14 protein-coding genes and 1 tRNA gene are annotated in these 17,834 nt (G+C 64.4%); 3 read left to right on the forward strand and 12 right to left on the reverse strand.

From position 1 onward, the window contains the following. Positions 1-14: 14 nt before the first annotated feature. Positions 15-1,793 carry an SLC13 family permease gene (locus tag AC1DW9_RS00865; RefSeq protein WP_441489367.1) on the forward strand — a complete coding sequence of 593 codons (1,779 nt, stop codon included), beginning with the start codon at positions 15-17 and terminating at the stop codon, positions 1,791-1,793. Here the strand turns inward: AC1DW9_RS00865 and AC1DW9_RS00870 are convergent. From AC1DW9_RS00870 to AC1DW9_RS00895, 6 genes are all read right to left on the reverse strand, one after another. After that, positions 1,785-2,684 (reverse strand): DMT family transporter, encoded by a 900-nt coding sequence (locus tag AC1DW9_RS00870; RefSeq protein WP_441489368.1) that lies wholly within the window; start codon positions 2,682-2,684, stop codon positions 1,785-1,787. The genes AC1DW9_RS00865 and AC1DW9_RS00870 overlap by 9 nt on opposite strands. A 90-nt stretch (positions 2,685-2,774) precedes the next feature. Then, positions 2,775-4,064: an ArgE/DapE family deacylase gene (locus AC1DW9_RS00875; RefSeq protein ID WP_441505297.1), complete on the reverse strand. Its 1,290-nt coding sequence runs from the start codon at positions 4,062-4,064 to the stop codon at positions 2,775-2,777. Positions 4,065-4,222: 158 nt separating this feature from the next. Next, positions 4,223-5,830, reverse strand: coding sequence for an ABC transporter ATP-binding protein (locus tag AC1DW9_RS00880; protein WP_441505296.1), 1,608 nt, complete (start codon positions 5,828-5,830; stop codon positions 4,223-4,225). After that, complete coding sequence (locus AC1DW9_RS00885; RefSeq protein WP_476775152.1) at positions 5,830-6,666, reverse strand: ABC transporter permease; 837 nt, start codon at positions 6,664-6,666, stop codon at positions 5,830-5,832. The genes AC1DW9_RS00880 and AC1DW9_RS00885 overlap by 1 nt, the downstream gene beginning before the upstream one ends. Continuing rightward, positions 6,663-7,640, reverse strand: a complete 978-nt coding sequence (locus AC1DW9_RS00890) for an ABC transporter permease (RefSeq protein ID WP_069879759.1) — start codon at positions 7,638-7,640, stop codon at positions 6,663-6,665. The genes AC1DW9_RS00885 and AC1DW9_RS00890 overlap by 4 nt, the downstream gene beginning before the upstream one ends. Before the next feature lie 162 nt (positions 7,641-7,802). Continuing rightward, positions 7,803-9,359, reverse strand: coding sequence for an ABC transporter substrate-binding protein (locus AC1DW9_RS00895; protein WP_441505294.1), 1,557 nt, complete (start codon positions 9,357-9,359; stop codon positions 7,803-7,805). A 229-nt stretch (positions 9,360-9,588) separates the two neighbouring features. Here AC1DW9_RS00895 and AC1DW9_RS00900 point away from each other — a divergent pair, with 229 nt between their 5' ends. Both AC1DW9_RS00900 and AC1DW9_RS00905 read left to right on the forward strand, forming a co-directional pair. Beyond that, entirely contained in the window at positions 9,589-10,392 is an 804-nt protein-coding gene (locus tag AC1DW9_RS00900; protein WP_441505293.1) for an IclR family transcriptional regulator, read from the forward strand. A gap of 278 nt (positions 10,393-10,670) precedes the next feature. After that, positions 10,671-11,105, forward strand: coding sequence for an NUDIX hydrolase (locus AC1DW9_RS00905; protein ID WP_441489374.1), 435 nt, complete (start codon positions 10,671-10,673; stop codon positions 11,103-11,105). 56 nt (positions 11,106-11,161) lie between these two features. On the opposite strand, the gene AC1DW9_RS00910 is transcribed toward AC1DW9_RS00905, so the two are convergent. The 6 genes from AC1DW9_RS00910 to AC1DW9_RS00935 all read right to left on the reverse strand — a co-directional run bounded on the left by AC1DW9_RS00910 (position 11,162) and on the right by AC1DW9_RS00935 (position 17,615). Next, positions 11,162-12,175, reverse strand: coding sequence for an inorganic phosphate transporter (locus AC1DW9_RS00910; RefSeq protein ID WP_441505292.1), 1,014 nt, complete (start codon positions 12,173-12,175; stop codon positions 11,162-11,164). A gap of 12 nt (positions 12,176-12,187) precedes the next feature. Further along, positions 12,188-12,832, reverse strand: coding sequence for a DUF47 domain-containing protein (locus AC1DW9_RS00915; protein WP_441489375.1), 645 nt, complete (start codon positions 12,830-12,832; stop codon positions 12,188-12,190). A 129-nt stretch (positions 12,833-12,961) separates the two neighbouring features. Further along, positions 12,962-13,037: transfer RNA gene (locus AC1DW9_RS00920), tRNA-Ile, on the reverse strand. A 121-nt stretch (positions 13,038-13,158) separates the two neighbouring features. Then, positions 13,159-15,564: a methyl-accepting chemotaxis protein gene (locus AC1DW9_RS00925; protein ID WP_441505291.1), complete on the reverse strand. Its 2,406-nt coding sequence runs from the start codon at positions 15,562-15,564 to the stop codon at positions 13,159-13,161. Between the two features lie 277 nt (positions 15,565-15,841). Next, complete coding sequence (locus AC1DW9_RS00930; protein ID WP_441505290.1) at positions 15,842-17,065, reverse strand: TadE/TadG family type IV pilus assembly protein; 1,224 nt, start codon at positions 17,063-17,065, stop codon at positions 15,842-15,844. Between the two features lie 139 nt (positions 17,066-17,204). Beyond that, positions 17,205-17,615 (reverse strand): acyl-CoA thioesterase, encoded by a 411-nt coding sequence (locus tag AC1DW9_RS00935; protein WP_441505289.1) that lies wholly within the window; start codon positions 17,613-17,615, stop codon positions 17,205-17,207. Positions 17,616-17,834: the final 219 nt, after the last annotated feature.

Genomic DNA, 17,834 nt, shown 5'->3' on the forward strand with positions numbered 1-17,834 from the left:
CCTCCAGGGACTGCATGACTCTCGATCAATCGCTCTCCATCGCCGTCATCACAACGATGATGGCGCTCTTCGTCTGGGGCCGCCTCCGCTATGATGTCGTCGCGGCGCTGGCACTCCTCGCCGCGCTGGCTCTGGGCCTTGTACCGGCCAAGGACGCCTTCAAGGGCTTTTCCGACGATATCGTCATCATTGTCGGCAGCGCGCTCGTGGTCAGCGCAGCGGTCGCGCGCTCCGGCATCATCGAGCGCGCACTCAGCCATGTTGCGCCCTATGTCCGCTCGACACAGATGCAGATCTCGCTGCTCGTGTTCTCGGTCGCGGTGATGTCGGCGATCATCAAGAATATCGGTGCGCTCGCGATGATGCTGCCGATCGCCTACCAGCTCGCCCGGAAGGGTGGAAAATCGCCATCCATCTTCCTGATGCCGATGGCCTTCGCCTCGCTGCTCGGCGGCATCGTCACGCTGGTCGGCACCTCGCCGAACATCATCGTCGCCCGCGTCCGCGAGGAACTGACCGGCCGCCCCTTCGAGATGTTCGACTTTGCGCCGGTCGGCCTCGGTCTCGCGCTCGCCGGCTGCCTGTTTCTATGCGTGGGCTACCGCCTGCTGCCGCGCGACCGGCAAGGCGCAGCCTCGCTCGAACAGGCGCTCGACATCTCCGACTATGTCACCGAGGTTCAAGTTCCCCAGCGCTCGGCGCTTGCCGGCAAAACCATCTCCGAGCTCAAGGCCATTGCGGAGGGTGAGGTCGATGTCGTCGCCATCCTGCGCTCCAAGACGCGGCTGTCCGCCCCGTTCCCAGATGCCGGCCTGCGTCCCGGCGATATCCTGTTGCTGCGCGGCGAGCCCAAGGCGCTTGAGCGCGTGGTCGCGCAGGGCGGCCTCCAACTCGATGCCGACCAGCGCCCGACCCATAGCACGGGCGCGCTCGATCAGATCACCGTGAGCGAGGCGATCGTCGGCCCCGTCTCATTACTGACGGGACGCTCCGTTGGCGAAATCGAGCTACACGAGCGCTATCGCGTCAATCTGCTCGCGGTGAGCCGCTCGGGCGAGCGCTTCCGGGAACGCCTGCGCAACATCACCCTGCGCACCGGCGATGTCGTCGTCCTCCAGGGCGACGAGAAAATCCTGCCGGAGCGAATGCGCGAACTGGGCCTGATGCCGCTCGCGGAACGCGCGCTGACGCTCGGCAGTGCCCGCAGGGGCTGGGTTACCGGCGCGATCCTGCTTGCGACCGTGATCGCGATCGCCTTCAACCTCGTCCCGGTTTCGGTCGCGTTCTTTGCGGCAGCCGCGCTGCTCGTCACCTTCCGAGCGATCTCGCCGCGCGACGCCTATGATTCGATCGAATGGCCCATCCTCGTCATGCTGGCGGCCCTGATCCCGGTCAGCGACACTTTGCGCTCGACTGGAACCACGGATCTGCTCGCCGGCTGGCTCGCGAGTGTCGGCATGCACCTTCCCGGCTGGGGCGCGGTGGCGCTGATTCTCGTCTCTGCCATGGCGGTCACGCCCTTCCTGAACAACGCTGCGACAGTGCTGGTCATGGCCCCGATCGGCGCGAGCTTTGCGAAGAGCCTCGGTTACAGCCCCGATGCCTTCCTGATGGCGGTGGCGATCGGTGCGGCCTGCGACTTCCTCACGCCGATCGGCCACCAGTGCAACACGCTGGTGATGGGTCCGGGAGGGTATCGCTTCGGCGACTACGCCCGGCTTGGCGCGCCGCTGTCGCTGCTGGTGATCCTGCTCGGTGTGCCGCTGATCATGCTGGTCTGGCCGCTACGATAGGGCTTTGGCCCCGCGCCGCCGCTGCGGCAGCATGATGGTCCCGGATGCGGCGACCACCAGTACGAGGCCGAGCCAGTCGCTCGGCGTCGGTCGCTCGCCGAGCAGCAGCACGGAACCCAGAACGCCGACGGCCGGCACCATCAGCGTGCCAAGGCTGGCAATGCCCGCGGGCAGCCGCGCGATCACCGTGAACCACAGGAAATAGGCCAGCGCCTGTGCTCCCAGGATATGGAAGGTCAACGCGGCGAAGGTCCGTGCCTCCAGCATCTTGGGAACGGGCAGGCCCTCGAAGACCAGCATGCCGATCCCGGCGACAACGCCGCCGATCAGCAGCTGCCACGCGGCGATGGTCAGTGCCGGCGCCGAAACCGGCCAGCGCTTGGTGACGATCGTGCCCAGGGCCCAGCTCACGCTGGCGATCAGCGCGTAGAGCAGGCCGATGGAGAACGAGCCGCTGGCGAGCAATGGCAGGCCGAGGCACAGCAATCCCGCAGCGCCGAGGCCGAGGCCGAGAAGGCGCCTTCGGTCAAAGGGCTCGGCAAGGACGAACCGTGCGAGCAATGTCGCCCAGATCGGCATGGTGAAGGTCAGGATCGCCGCCCGCGAGGTCGGCGCGGCGAGCTGTGCGAAGGCAAGCAATACGTTGAAGGCGGCAATCGAAAGGAAGCCGGCAATCGCCAGCCTCAGCCATTGGCCTCTGGGCACCGCCAGAGACTGCCCACGTGCGAGCCCTATGGCGACCAGAGCCAGCCCCGCAAAGCTCATGCCGCCGGCCCGGAGCGTCCAGGGCGCGATCTCGGTCAGCGCGATGCGGACAGCCGGCCAGTTGAAGCCCCAGAGCAGACCGAGCAACGGAACGAGCAGAAGCGAACGGCCGGGGGTTTGCGACATGGCGTGACTATGGCCGAACCGGCGGCGCCATCGTCATGCCAAATCGCGCAGGAGCCGATGCACGTTTATCGCCCCGGCCGCCGCGCGGCGTCACTCCGGGACGCTCTCGACGCCGCACCATTCGGCCACGAACAGGGCCATGGTTCCGGTGATGCGCTTCAGCGAGGCGAGGCTAACCCGCTCGTCGAAAGCGTGGATGTTCTCCGAGATCGGGCCATAGCACAGCGCCGGAATCTTGTCGTAGAGCGCGTAGACGCGGGTATCGAGATAGCCCGCCGTCATGAAGCTCTTCAGTGGTTTGCCGGTCGCGCCCTGATGCGCCCGGCCGAGCACGGCCTCCGCCTCGCTGCCGGGTTCGAGCACATAGCCTTCCGAATAGAAGCCGTTGAAGGTCACGCTCGGCGGATTGTTGGCGAGGAACGAATCGCCACGCGCATGCGTCAGCACGCGGGCCTCGATCCGCTTCGCCAATTCCTCGGCGCTGACCCCGGGATAGAGTCCGATGCGGCAGTCGATCCTGCACCAGCACGGCACGGAGGAGGCCCAGTCGCCGCCCTCGATCTTGCCGATATTCAGGTTGATCGGATGGGCGACGTCCTCGAAATGCTCGCGTCCGGCCTTCTCCGCGTTGAGTTCCTCCTCGAGCTTCCGCAGCGCCCCGATGACGCGATAGGCCCCGTCGATCGCGTTCGCGCCCGCGCCCATCTCGCGCACATGCATCGGCACGCCACGCACCTCGATCTGGAACCAGAGCACACCGGTATTGGCGCGCACCAGCATTTCCTCCTCTGGCTCGGGGATAAGCACCGCATCGGCCTTGTAGCCGCGCAGATGCGTCATCAGCGCGCCGTTACCGGTCGATTCCTCCTCGACCACCGACTGCACGTAGACCGTGGCCGCCGGCTGCAGGCCGATGCGCCGGAGCGCGTCGAGGCAGAACAGGTTGGCGGCATGGCCAGCCTTCATGTCCGCGCCACCACGGCCATAGAGCCAATCTCCCTCGATCACCGGGTCGAAGGGCCGATGCGTCCAAAACGTGTCCGGCCCGGTCGGCACGACATCGACATGCGCCTGCAGGATCAGGGAGCGCCCCTTTTCCTCGCGCGGGTGATGGATGCCGACGACGATCGGCGCATCCGAATGCTCATCGGAGAACGGCGCACCACCGGGATGGGCCGCGATCGCCTCGCGATCCATTCCGAAGCGGTCCATCGTGAAGCCACGCCCCTTCAGCGCCCGGAAGACGAAATCCTGCACCGCGTGTTCTTGCCCGCGCAGCGAGCCGAAGCGGATCATCTCCTGGGTGAAGGCGATTTGCTCGGCAAAGCCGGCCTCCACTGAGGCAAGGATGCGGTCGCGAAGCGCGGGATCGAGAGGCATGGGCAGGTCTCCGGTCGGTTAGGCGGCAAGCAGGTGCTCGCCGTCACGCTCAGCCTTGTGCCGAGCATCCGCGCCTCGCGACGCGGATGGCAGGTGTGGACATGGATGGTCGGGACAGGCCCGACCAGGACGATGAGGCAATGGCCGGCAAGGCTGCGTCACAGCGCGAAGCGGCGGCCGCCGGGCACGGCGGCGAGCAGTTGGCGCGTGTAGTCATGCTGCGGATTGGCGAAGAGCGCAGCCGTCGGGCCGGTCTCGACGATACGCCCGCGCTGCATCACGGCGATGCGGTCGCAGATCTGCGCAGCCACGCGCAGGTCATGCGTGACGAACAGGATCGCCAGGCCGAGCCGCTGCTGGATATCCTTGATCAGCGTCAGGATCTGAGCCTGAACCGAGACGTCGAGCGCCGAGACTGCCTCGTCCGCGACCAGCACGTCGGGCTCGAGCGCGAGCGCGCGGGCGATGCCGATGCGCTGGCGCTGCCCGCCCGAGAATTCATGCGGGTAGCGGTCTATCGCATTGGCCGAGAGGCCGACGAGCTCAAGCAGCTCCCTTGCCCGCCCGAGCGCCTGCGCGCGCGGCGTGCCATGGGCCACCGGCCCGTCCGAGATGATCCGCCCTACCGTCTGGCGCGGATTGAGCGAGGCGAACGGATCCTGGAAGACCATCTGGATGCGCTTGCGATGCTCGCGCAGCGCTGCCGGACCGAGATCACTCAGGACGAGGTCTCCCAGGGCGATCCGCCCGCCATCGGGCTCGATCAGCCTGAGGCAGCAGCGCCCGACCGTCGACTTGCCCGACCCGGATTCGCCAACCAACCCAAGCGTTTCGCCGCGAGCCAGGGTGAAGCTGATATCGTCGGCAGCCTTCACCTCGCGACCGGGCCGGAAGAAGCTGCGCTTGCGATAGACCTTGCCGAGTTTCTCGACGCTCAGCACAGGCACGGTCTCGGCGATCGGCGGGCGCTCCGGCGGCGTCATCGACGGCACGGCCGCGAGCAGCCGCTTCGTGTAGTCGTGCCTCGGTTGCGACAGCACGGCATCGGCCGTGCCCTCCTCGACGAGTTTGCCCTGCTGCAGCACGGCGATGCGATCGGCGATCTCGGCAACGACGCCGAAATCATGGGTGATGAAGAGCACCGCCGTTCCATGCTTGCGACGCAGATTGTCGATCAGCTTCAGGATCTGCGCCTGCGTGGTCACGTCGAGCGCGGTGGTGGGCTCGTCGGCGATCAGGAGCTTCGGCTCGAGTGCGAGCGCCATCGCGATCATCACGCGCTGACGCTGGCCGCCGGAAAGCTCATGCGGATAGGCCTTGGCCAAGCGTTCGGGGTCGGGCAGGCCGACCTCGGTCAGCAACGCGAGCGCACGGGCACGGCGCTCGGCATTGCTGTGCAGGCCATGCGCCTCGAACGTCTCGACGATCTGGTCGGCCACCCGCATCACCGGGTTGAGCGAGGTCATCGGCTCCTGGAAGATCATGCCGACCTCACGGCCGCGCACGTCCTGCATCGCAGCCTCGTCGAGCGCCAGCAGATCGCGACCCGCAAGGCGGATCGCACCCGCAGCGGGCTTCACCGCCTTCGGCAGCAGCCCCATCACCGCATGCGCGATCATCGACTTGCCGGAGCCGGATTCGCCGACGACGCAGAGCGTTTCACCGGGAGCGATGGTCAAAGAGACATCCTCGACCGCGAAGGCGCGGTCGGCGAGGGCCGGGAGAGCTAGCTTCAATCCCTCGATCGCGAGAACGGGCGTCGTCATCACTCCCTCCCCCGCCCCAGACGCGGGTTCAGCGCGTCGTTCAGCCCCTCGCCGGCAAGATTGAGCGCAAGAACCGTGAGGAAGATAGCAAGGCCGGGGAAGAAGCTGATCCACCAGGCATCGATCAGGCGAGTGCGCCCGGCACCGACCATATAGCCCCAGCTCATCAGGTTGGGGTCGCCCAGCCCGAGGAAGGAGAGCGAGGATTCGAGCAGGATCGCCGAGCCGATCATCAGCGAGCCCATCACGATGATCGGCGCGATGGTGTTGGGCAGCACCTGGCTGAAGATGATGCGCGGCGTCGACTGGCCGATCGTCACGGCGGCCTGCACATATTCGCGCGTCTTCAGCGACAGGACCTCGCCACGCACCAGTCGCGCCACGGGCGGCCAACTGACTACCCCGATCGCGAGCACGATCGAACCAAGCTGTGGTTGCAGGATCGCGACCATGACGATGGCGAGTGCGAAGCTGGGGATCGTCTGGAAGAACTCGGTGAAGCGCATCAACGCATCATCGACGAAGCCGCCCGCATAGCCTGCAATCGCGCCGAGCGGCACGCCGATCAGCAGCGCGACCACCGTCGAGACCACGCCGATCATCAACGAGACACGCGCGCCATGCACCAGCCCTGAAGCGATGTTGCGCCCCAGCGTATCTGTGCCGAGCGGGAAGCGCTCCATGGCGAAGGGTGCAAGGAACGGACGGCCGACCGTGCGCCATGGCGATTGTGGAAAGAGCGACGGCGCCAGCAAGGCGAAGACGATGACGACGAGCAGGATGATCAACCCGACCACCGCCCCGCGGTTGCGCGCGAAACGCTTAAGGAAGCTCATGATGTCGCCTCGATGCGCGGGTCGGCCAGCCGGTAGACCAGGTCCGTGAGGATATTGAAGCCGACGACCATGGCCGACGAGACGAAGAAGACACCGAGCAGCACCGAGTAATCGCGCTGCACCAGGGCATCGAACATCAAGCGGCCGATGCCGGGCCAGGCGAAGACCGTCTCGGTCAGCACGGCCCCGCCGACGAGCTGGCCCGCCTGCAGGCCAGCCAGCGTCACGACCGGAAGGATAGCGTTGCGCGCGACATGCCGGCGCGAGACGACCCCGGGTGAAAGCCCCTTCGCGCGCGCCGTCTTGACGAAATCGGCACCGGCAATCTCCAGCATAGAGGCCCGCATCATTCGCGCGTAGAGCGCCGTGAAGAACAATCCGAGCGTCAGCGCCGGCAGGAAGAGATGCTGCGCGATATCGAGCGCCCGAGCGAGGCCGGTATAGTTCGCGCCGATCGTCTCGAAGCCGACATTCGGCACGAGGCCGAGCTTCAGCGAGAAGACGATCTGGCTCATCAGCGCGATCCAGAAGAGCGGTGTCGCGTAGAAGACGAGGGCAAGCGTGGTGATGACGCTGTCCTGCCAGCGCCCGGCACGCCGCGCCGCAAGCGCGCCCATCAGGACGCCCAACCCCAGCGAGACGAGAAAGGCTGCGCCGGTCAGCAGCAGGGTCGCGGGCAGTCGGTCCAGGATCAGCTCGAGCACGGGCCTCTGCTGGCGATAACTGAAACCGAGATCGAGCGAGGCATAGCCCTTGAGATAGATCCAGAGCTGTTGGATCAGCGGCTGGTCGAGGCCAAAGCGCGCCCGCAACTGCTCGAGCAGCACCGCATCGGCCGCACCGGCCTCTCCCGCGAGAACCTGCGCGGGATCGCCCGGTGCGGCGCGGATCAGGAAGAAATTCAGGATCGCGATGGCGAAGAGGACGACGATCCCCTTCACCAGCCGGCCCGCGAGAAATTGAGCGAGGTTCATCAAAATCCTTCGGCGCTACGGACGGGCAAGATGACCGGTCCGCGTCTCCCCGAAAGGAGCACGCTCAAACCCGGGATGGTCTTCAGGAAGAGGCGCGTCACAGAGTAGTGGCGTCATGTCGTCCCGGATCGCCGCGACGCGACGTCCGGGACGGCAATGGCCTCACTCCTTCCAGGCGTCGCGGAAACCGTCATCCACGCCAATGCCGGTGGTGACGAGGTTCTTGACGTTGCAGCGATAGATCGTCGGGAAGTCCATCTCGAGCAGCCAAAGTACCGGCAGCTCGTCTGCCAGCAGCTTCTGCACCTTGGTATACAGCTCCTGGCGCTGCGCATCTGTCGGCGCGACGGCCGCCTCGGCGAAGAGCTTGTCGACCTCCGGGTTCGAATACCCGCCGACATTGGCGAAGGGATTACCCTTGGCGATGTTGCTCGAGATGTAGCTGCGCGCCACACCCATCGCCGGATCGCCGAGCTGGTAGAGGAAGTTGAAATTCAGGTCGAAGTCCCAGTTGCTGGCCTTCTGGGTCCAACCGGGCACGTCGGTGTTTTCGATCTGAATCTTGACCCCGACATCCTCGAGATTCTGCTTGATCGCCTCGGACCAACGGCTCCAGGTCTCGCCATAGGGCAGGTTGAGCAGCTTGATCGTCTCGCCCTTGTAGCCAGACGCCTTGATCAGCTCCTTCGCCTTCGCCGGATCGAAAGCATATGTCGGCACGTCGGACGAGTAGAAGCGCGTCTTCGACGAGATCGGCCCTGTCGGCAGCTTGCCGAGCCCGCCCCAGACCACATCCTTCCCGAATTCGCGATCGATCGCGTACATCAGGCCCTGGCGGAATTGCTTGTTGCCGAGGATGCCGTTGCGCACATTCGGCGTCAGCCAGGCATGCGGGGCGAACATCTCCCAGCCGTTGGTCGTCATGCAGGTATTGGGCAGCTTCGAGAGCCGCGCCACGTCGTAGACATCGACAGAGCCCCCGGTCAGCACGTCGACCTTGCCGGTCTCGTACGCCACCGCGCGCGCCGCCGCATCCGGGATGATCTGCCAGTAGATCTCGTCGAGGTTCGGCTTGCCCTTCAGCCAATAGTTCTCGTTCTTGACGAGGTGGATATAGGAGCCCTTCTTCCACTCCTTCAGCTTGAACGGACCGGTGCCGATTGGCGTGTTGTTCGCCGGATTCGCCCGATAATCCGTGCCGTCATAGATGTGTTTCGGGATCATCGGCGCCGAAGCGACTTCCTGGGTCATGATCATCGGGCCGAAGGGCTGCTTCAGTGTGATCTTGACCGTGAGATCATCGACCTTCTCGATTTTCTCGACCTGAGCGTTGACGATCGGCCGCCAGCGCGGATGAACCTCGCGCAGGAACTTATCGAGGGTGAACACGACGTCGTCCGCCGTGAAGGGCTTGCCGTCATGCCAGGTCACGCCCTCCTGGAGCTTGAAGGTGTAGACCTTCGCGTCAGGAGAAATCTCCCAGCTCTTGGCGAGCGATGGCTGCGGATTGAGCTTCTCGTCGTAACGCAGCAGCGACTCGTAGATATTGCCGGCGACCATGTTGGTCGGGCCATTCTGGTTCAGCCCCTGCATCAGCATTGGAGGCTCGGGCTGCACCACGACATGCACGGTGCCCCCCTTCTTCGGCTCCTGCGCGGTGGCTGCCCCGAGCGCGAGCACTGAAGCGGCAAGCGCCAGGCCAAGTCTCAATCCGGTCATCGTTGTTCTCCCGTTCCCCTGTGCCGGTTCCGGCAGCTGCGTGAGCGCACCGGGCACGGCCTCTCTTTTCGACTGGCATCGCGGCCTACCGGGATCGCACCCGAACATGTGCCGATTAGCAAGCTCCGCGCCATTGAAAGCCAGAGTCAAAATTCGTGTCAATGACTGACATGGCGTGTTATTAGACGACACGATGAAAGATCGGGCGATTGGCGCTGCGAGAGGGCCGATGAACAGCGCAGGCGACAGCCGGACCGCGAAACTTCCGCCGGGCGTCCCGATCGTCAGGGCGCTCGACCGGGCCATTGCCCTGCTCCGCGCCTTCCGCCCCGAGCAACCACGCCTCGGGCTGAGCGAGCTCGCTCGCCAGGTCGGACTCGACAAGGGCACGACGCGGCGGCTGCTGCAGACATTGCAGCTCAACGAACTGGTCGAGCACGACGAACGCTCGCAGACCTATGCATTGGCGGTCGGGCTGATCGAACTCGGCAGCGCCGTCACGACCGGGCGCGAGCTTCGGGACGTGGCCGGCCCCTATCTGACCGAGATCGCCGAGAAGACCGGCGCGACCTCGTTCCTATGGGTTCATATCTCGGGCCGCGCACTCTGCGTGGACCGCGTGCGCGCCTCACTGCCGCATGTCGATGCGACATGGTTCGCGGTCGGTGCTCAGGCGCCGCTGAACTGCGGCGGCGGCCCACGGGTGATCCTGGCCTATCTCGACGAGGCGCAGCGGCGACAGGCACTGGCCCTGGAACTGCCAAAGCGCGCGCCGGCAAGCCAGACGGACCCCGACCTGCTCTGGCGCGAGGCTGATCGTATTCGCGCGCAAGGCTGGGAGCTGGCCGCCGACGACTTCTTCATTGGCTTGACGGGCGTCGGCGTACCGATCTTCGACCGCAGCGGCGCGCTTGCCGGCGCACTCAGCATCTCGTCGCTGACCTCGATCGTCGCACCTGAAGGGCGCCCAGCGCATCTCGATGCCTTGCAGGACGCTGCCATGCGCATCGGGGCGCGCCTTCTCCCCGCCTGATCGACGTCTGCCTAAGCAGCAGGCTAGGGAAAGGCAGCTGATTCCTGTATGGGACGCAAGGCGCGCGACGAACCCGCCAATCGGCGAGCGCGCTTGCCGACTGGAGCCGACGCTCGGGCTCTCAAGGGCTTCGAGCGTTCATTTCGCTGCAATGAAGCATGGCCATCACCGCTGAGGCGGTCAATCCACGGCCTTTAAGGCGTTGGACGGCTATTCGATATTGATTTGCCGGCTTTCTAACATAGGTTCTGTTTACGGATGGGAGGGCACAGGTTTCGATGAAGAAGGCGAAGTCAGGATTGGGGAAGCCGCGCTCGCAGATCGCCGCGCTCCCCATCCGCCGATCGCCGACGGGGGAGCCGGAGCTTCTCCTGGTCACGACACGCACGACGCGGCGATGGATCGTTCCCAAGGGCTGGCCCATCAAGGGCAAGAAGAACCATGAGGCTGCGGCGATCGAAGCGCGCGAAGAAGCCGGCGTGATCGGCAAGGCCCACAAGAAGCCCGCGGGGCGCTACATCTATTGGAAGCGGATGAGCGACCACTTCGTTCTCTGCAAGGTGGCGCTCTATATTCTTGATGTCGAGCGTCGGCTTGAAAAATGGGCCGAGCACAATCAGCGGCTTTCGCACTGGTTCACGCTTGAAGATGCTGCCGAGATTGTCGACGAGCCCGGCCTGAAGGCTGCGATCCGCGCGCTGAAGTTGAATTGACCGACGCTGCGGGTTGCGCAGACTCAGCGCCCCTCGGCGGCGCCTCCTGATCCCGGTCACCGCCCGGTCAGGAACAGGCCGGAGACAAAATAGGCGATAGCCGAGATCAGTCCTGCCATCGGCATCGTCACGATCCAGGCGAAGACGATGCCGCGAGCCACCCCCCATCGCACGGCCGTCACGCGCCGGGCGGCGCCGACACCGATGATCGCGCCTGTGATCGTATGCGTCGTCGAGACGGGGATGCCGAGATAGGTCGCCATGAACAGCGTGATCGCGCCGCCCGTCTCCGCGCAGAAACCCTGCTGGGGTGAAAGCCGGGTGATCTTCGAGCCCATGGTGTGAACGATCCGCCAACCTCCACAGAGCGTGCCGAATGCCATGGCCGCCTGGCAGGAGATGACGACCCAGAACGGCACCGAGAACGTCTCGCCCATCATGCCATGCGAGAACAGCAGCACCGCAATGATGCCCATCGTCTTCTGCGCATCATTCGCCCCGTGTCCGAGCGAGTAGAGCGAAGCCGAAACGAACTGCAGCAGCCGGAAGGTGCTGTCGACCTTGATAGGGGCCACGCGCAGGAACACCCAGGAGACGATCAGGACGAGGACCAGCGCCAGGGCGAAGCCGATGGCCGGAGACATGAAAATCGCGACGAAGGTCTTGCCGAGCCCCCACCAGACGATCGACGAGAAGCCAGCCTTGCTCAGCCCGGCCCCGACCAGTCCGCCGATCAGTGCATGCGACGAACTCGACGGAATGCCTGCAATCCAGGTGACGACATTCCAGACGATGGCGCCGGTCAGGGCACCGAAGATGACACGGTCATCGACGATGGCGGTCTGGACAATGCCGGACCCGACGGTCTCGGCGACATGCAGGCCGAAGAACAGGAACGCGATGAAATTGAAGAAGGCAGCCCAGAACACCGCCCAGCGCGGCGCCAGAACCCTGGTCGAGACGATGGTCGCGATCGAATTGGCCGCATCGTGAAGTCCGTTCAGGAAATCGAACAGAAGCGCGACCGCGATCAGGAAGACCAGGGCAAAGGCGACGCTTGAGAAATCCACCGGGCCAACCGCCTAGAGATGTTCGAGGACGATACGGCTGACGCGCTTGGCGACATCCTCGAAACGGTCCACCACCTTCTCGAGATGGTCGTAGATCTCTGCGCCGACGATGAAACCCATCGTGTCCGAAGTCTGGTGCGCCTTGAACAACGCCTTCAGGCCCTGGTCGTGCAGTTCGTCGGATCGCTCCTCGATGGCCCGGATATCCTTGGCGAGTGCGCCGATCGAAATCGCATGTTTCTTGATGTCGCGCAGCATCGGCAGCAGCACGACGACGCGCTCGGACGCCTGGACGATGACCGCCCCGAGTTCCTTCATGCAGGGCTCGAAGCTCGTAACCTCGAACAGCGTGATCGCCTTTACGGTCTTCTGCATCTGGTCGATGGCATCGTCCATCGAACCGATCAGCTCCTCGATATCGCCACGGTCGAAGGGCGTGATGAAGGTGCGGCCGACTTCCAGCATTACCTCCGCGGCGATCTCGTCAGCGCGATTTTCCTGGAAAAGCACCTCGGTGCAACCTGCCTCCACCGGGGTTTCGCCCCTGAGGAGGCCGTTCAGGGCCGCGGCACCTGCCACCAATGTCCTGGAATGGCTCTCGAACAGGTCGAAGAACTTGGGCTCCTTGGGCAGGAGCTTCTGAAACCAGCCGAGCATCGGCGCCTCGTTATGTCATCGATCCGTCACAATCGCGATAAGCGGTTGGTATATCGCTGTAAAGCGGCATGCGCGATCGCACGGGGCGTAATCCCGAGGGCGGCCGTCGCTAGGTGATTGAGAGGGAAATGGTGGGCCGGGCCGGATTCGAACCGGCACCGGCGCTGTTATGAGCAGCGAGCTCTAACCGTTGAGCTACCGGCCCGCTCTTCGCCTAACACCCTCGCCTTCTGTCCCGCAAGACCCCAGGCAGCCCCCGCAACTGAAACGGCCCCGCTGCGTCTCGCGAGCGGGGCCGTTAGCAATGGTTGGATGCAGTGGATCGCTCAGGCCGCCCGGGCGACCGACGCCCCGCCGTGCCCGGCGACGTGTCCCTCGCGGAACTGGAAGCGCCCGATATGTTCGGTCAGCGCGCGGGTCTGCTCATCCGTCAGTGCGAGCGCGGCATTCGTCTCCTCGACCAGCGCAGCATTCTGATGCGCCATCGTGCCGATGCCGTCGATCTCGTTGTTGATGGCGGAAACGTCGCTTGCCTGGCTCCGCGCCGTTTGCGAGATGCCGTTCATCAGTCCGGAGAGATCGTTGACCGAGGACACAATACTTTCGAACATCGCCGAGGTCTCCTCGACGAGGCCGACACCGACCGCGACATCGCCATGCGCGGCCTCGACCAGGCGCTTGACGTCGTTCGAGGCATCCGCCGAGCGCTTCGCGAGACTGCGCACCTCGGCCGCGACGACCGCGAAACCGCGGCCGCTGTCGCCGGCGCGCGCCGCCTCCACTGCCGCATTGAGSGCCAGCAGGTTGGTCTGGAARGCGATCTCGTCGATCATCGAGATGACTTCCGAGATCTTGTCCGACGACGCGCGGATGCGGCGCATCGCGTCCAGCGCCGAGGCGACGACCTTTTCGCCCTGCTGGGCACGCTGCTCGGCGCTCTCGGCCATGCCCATGGCTTGCGAGGCCTCGTCGGCCGTCTTCTTCACGGTGCCCGCGAAGGCGCCGAGCTGATTGGTCGCCATCGAGACAGCGTTGCTTTCTTCCGTCGTACGCTCGGCGAGGTCGGTGACACCATCGAGAATCTCGCTGGTCGCACTGCGCACGGCCGAAACCGTATCCGAAAGACGCGCGAGCGTGCTTTCGAACTCTTCGGCGAGGCCGTTGGCGCCGTCCTTGAGCTCGGCGAAAGCGCCGTGATAGCTGCCCTTGACCCGGGTCGAGAGCTGGCCAGCCGACAGTTCGGCCAGCACTTCGCAGGTTTCCGAAAGCCCGGCCTGGACGGTTTCGAGCAGGGCATTGACGGAACCCGCAAGCGCGTTGAGCTCGGCATCTGCGAAGCTTGCCGAGACGCGGCGGCTGAAGTCGCCGGCGGCCGCGGCCTCGACCACCTGGCCGAAGGCTTCCCCCAGCTCCTGCATCATCTCACGACGGCGCTGCTGCGCCAGGGCCTCGTCCTCGATCTTCGCAGCTTCGGCGGCTCGCAGCGCCAAGGCATTGTCGCGGAACAGCAGCACGCTGCGCGCAATGTCCGAGATCTCGTCATTGCCCTTGGTCTCGACGGTTGCGTCCAGCTGCCCATCGGCAATGGCCCGTGTCGCCGTCCACAGCTTGTTGAGACGGCCGACGATCATCGGGCGGACATAGAAGAGCGAGAGCGCCAGCGCGACGAGCAGCGAGCCGAGGCCGATTGCGCCGAGCCACCACTTGCTGTCCTCGATCAGGTTGCCGGTCGACGTGCCCGCGGAATGCGCCTCGTCACGAGCCGCCTTGACCAGCGTCTCGACCTCGCGGCGCACCACTTCAGCCGCGCGATTGAGGTCCGACAGGCCGGCGCGGATTGCGCCCTGAGTCACGATGTCGCGGTCGCGCACATCGAAAAGGCCGCTGCTTCCTTCGGCGACGTTGAGGATCGCATTGACCGAGCGCACGCGGCCCTGGTTCGGCACGATCTTCTCAGCGTCGGCGAGGCCGGTGCGGACAAGCTTGGCAATGGCCTGGAAGCGTTCGCGCGCGGTTCCAAGCTGCGAGCTGTCGCTGATCTGGGCGATCTCGCGCAGGATGCCGCCGAGCTCGCTGACATCGGCCTGTAGGCTTCTGGCCAGGTCGAAGGCCGTGAAATCGCGGCCGGCGAGCGATTTCAGAGCCGAGGTCAGCTCGTCGCCCGACAGATTGGCCGCATTCTCGATGCCATAGGCAAGATTGAACTTCGCCTCTTCAGCCTCGGTTCCGACAGCCCTGACGAAGTCCTCTCGGGCCTTTCCCAGGGTCTCGATCGCGATCTGCGCCTCGCTGGAGTTGCGCAACCGCTGCCCCGTCAGATCGTTCAGATCGTTGATCTGCCGTGAAAGTTCGTCGATCGCCTTCTGGGCCTTTGCCTTGTCCTGCCCGCGATCGGAGATCTTGCGCAGCAGTTCGAACTGCTTGGCTTCAATGAGATCGAGCTCTCCCGTCAGCTCGGACCGCTCCTTGGCATTCTGGACTTCGCTGAAACGCGCGGCGAGTGCCGTGGATTTCGTCGCCGCCTGCGAGAGCTCGAGCGCCAGCTCGACCACCGGCATCTTGTTCTCGATCATGTCGTTGACCGTCTGGTTCACCCGGCCATAGGAAAACCAGGCGACCGCGGATGCGACGATCGTCAGTACGGTCAGAATGCCGAGCGCGGCATAGATGCGCGCGGCAATGCCGACGCGCAGCGGCGTGCGCTGCCGCGTGGGCTTCTTGACCTTCTTCATAGTCGTTCTCCGGGATGCATGCAGCGCGCGACGGCGGGGCCTCAGGAAGGAAACCGCGACGCAGACAGCGGGGCCCGGCAGGAGCCTCGTTGATCAGGCATGAACAGTTCCCCAGCTCTCTTTAGGTCAGCCCTTAGAGTTAGGCTTCTTGAGCCCTAGGATCGGGGACATGCGCTTAAAAAACGCTTAAGTGAGCGCCCTGTTCTGAATCGCCCGATGGAACGGGCGATTCAGCTTCCGTTAACCTCTTCGAAAGGCCGGCGCGCACCGGTCCGGCTCAATGCGTCAACGTCGGTATCTTGGTTTTGGTTGCGATGGCTTCAGCGAGCTTCTTGACGAGYTGCGTATTGCCTTCAGTCAGCGTGCCTCCTTGAAAGAAACCGGGCCACTTCCTGACTGGCAACCAGTTTGTCGTGCCTGAATCGCCGAAGAAGACCAGCATCCTGTTTTCCTGATCCATCTTGACGCTGGAACTCCACTTGTAATTAAGGCCAGGGGCAGCGGGCGGCGTACCCGTCCAGGTCCGTGGCATGATGTCAGCTGCTGGATAATCAGGATTCTTCAGGGATTGGCTGTGGGATGGCTGGTGCGCATCGGCGTCGGTCCAGACGGCAATGACGTTGAACGATGCCGTGATCACCTGGCCTGCGCTCGCTCCACCGACCACGGCCGCGCCCTTCTTGATCCAGTTCGAATTCATGCCCTCATTGACGCATTCGAGACCCGATTCAGGCAGGTCGCCGCCACCGCTGGCCTGTTCCGGCGATACGAAGTTCGAGAAGAGCGTCGACTGGTCGGGCAACCTCCAGAACTCGCCCACTTTCATGGGAGGCCGGTCGCCATAGTCCCGAGGGTCTTTTTTTGTGCCGCTATTGCCCCCGAAATCACGGTAGAAAATGGGCTTCACCCGCATCGACTCGAAGGGATCGATCTTCTTCGCCTTCAGCTCATCGTTCAGATTCTTCTCGAAATTCAGGGCAGCGTTCTTCACCGCGTTGAGCGTGTTCTGCATCGACCCGGTCGCGTCGATGCACATCACCAGATCGAGATGGCGGACCTGCGGCCGTGCGATGAGCGCCTTCGCCGTGGTCGCGACCTTGGTCGAGGATCCTCCGATGAAGTTGCCGAACATTGTCTTGACGTTCGCGCTCGCATCCCCCTTCACCGCTGCCGCACCGTCGACGATGGCAAAGCTGGAGATGACGGCGGTGCCGGGAAAGCCCGGCGGCAAGGCCGCCGTTAGGTAGCGGTTCGCGGCGGCAATCCGCTCGCTGTCGCTTTCGTTCAGCTTGGCCGCGGCCAGAACCGCCGAATCGAGGGCGCTTTGCAGATCGATGCGGGCATTCTGGGCCTGCGACGTATCGACGAGAACGCCTATGAGCGCGATCAGCGGAACCAGCAGGATCGCGAAGATCATGGCAATGGCACCGCGTTCGTCTCCGCGCAGTCGGGACGACAAAACGCTCAGTTTGCGGAGACGAAGAACGACCGAGCGATGCATGGCGATGGTTGTCCAATGGAGTTTGACCCATGGAAAGAACCATCTGGCCCTGTCACAATTGTTAATGCGCTGCTTCAACCTCTTGGCGCAGTGAAGAATCCTTTAGCGTGATCGCAGAAACCTGGCAGCAACCCGGCGCTCATGCGCCCGGAAGCGGCGGCACTGGCCGCGGACGGCCGTCCTCGTCGATCGCAACGAAGGTGAAGGTCGCATCGGTGACCTTCTCGTGCAGGGTCGTCCGAAAGCGCTTCGCCCAGGCCTCGACATGGATCTTCATCGAGGTCCGGCCAACGGATTCGACTTGGGTGTAGACGCTGAGGACATCGCCGACCTTGACCGGGCGGATGAAAGTCATGGCTTCGACCGCGATCGTCACCACCCTGCCCTGTGCACGATCGACGCCGGCTATTCCACCGGCCGAATCCATCCGAGACATCACCCAGCCGCCGAAGATGTCGCCATTGGCATTGGTATCGGCCGGCATGGCGATGGTGCGAACCGTCAAATCGCCCAACGGCTCCTCGTCCGGCTTTAGGCCTGGCTCGATCATCTCTGCTCCCTTCCTCTCCGACATGGAGGGAATGGAGCACATGACGCAGCATCGGCGCCAGCGCGAAGCCTGTGGCAATCCCCACGAACGGCCTCGAGACAATTGCGCAGGAGCCCGCGAAGCCCCTTCCGGCATCGCCATTGAGAAGGGAAGACCAGCGCTGCTGGAGAGGCTCCCTGCGGCGCTGACGATCCATGGATCGCAGAGACATCGGTCCTC

Source organism: Allobosea sp. P4_E12 (assembly GCF_056401655.1).

Bases quoted from the DNA above. Each gene is read 5' to 3' on its own strand.
- AC1DW9_RS00880 (WP_441505296.1), bottom strand. From the start codon at position 5,830: ATGACGACGCCCGTTCTCGCGATCGAGGGATTGAAGCTAGCTCTCCCG.
- AC1DW9_RS00900 (WP_441505293.1), top strand. From the start codon at position 9,589: ATGAACAGCGCAGGCGACAGCCGGACCGCGAAACTTCCGCCGGGCGTC.
- AC1DW9_RS00915 (WP_441489375.1), bottom strand. From the start codon at position 12,832: ATGCTCGGCTGGTTTCAGAAGCTCCTGCCCAAGGAGCCCAAGTTCTTC.
- AC1DW9_RS00865 (WP_441489367.1), top strand. From the start codon at position 15: ATGACTCTCGATCAATCGCTCTCCATCGCCGTCATCACAACGATGATG.
- AC1DW9_RS00905 (WP_441489374.1), top strand. From the start codon at position 10,671: ATGAAGAAGGCGAAGTCAGGATTGGGGAAGCCGCGCTCGCAGATCGCC.
- AC1DW9_RS00890 (WP_069879759.1), bottom strand. From the start codon at position 7,640: ATGAACCTCGCTCAATTTCTCGCGGGCCGGCTGGTGAAGGGGATCGTC.
- AC1DW9_RS00895 (WP_441505294.1), bottom strand. From the start codon at position 9,359: ATGACCGGATTGAGACTTGGCCTGGCGCTTGCCGCTTCAGTGCTCGCG.
- AC1DW9_RS00935 (WP_441505289.1), bottom strand. From the start codon at position 17,615: ATGATCGAGCCAGGCCTAAAGCCGGACGAGGAGCCGTTGGGCGATTTG.
- AC1DW9_RS00875 (WP_441505297.1), bottom strand. From the start codon at position 4,064: ATGCCTCTCGATCCCGCGCTTCGCGACCGCATCCTTGCCTCAGTGGAG.
- AC1DW9_RS00870 (WP_441489368.1), bottom strand. From the start codon at position 2,684: ATGTCGCAAACCCCCGGCCGTTCGCTTCTGCTCGTTCCGTTGCTCGGT.
- AC1DW9_RS00885 (WP_476775152.1), bottom strand. From the start codon at position 6,666: ATGAGCTTCCTTAAGCGTTTCGCGCGCAACCGCGGGGCGGTGGTCGGG.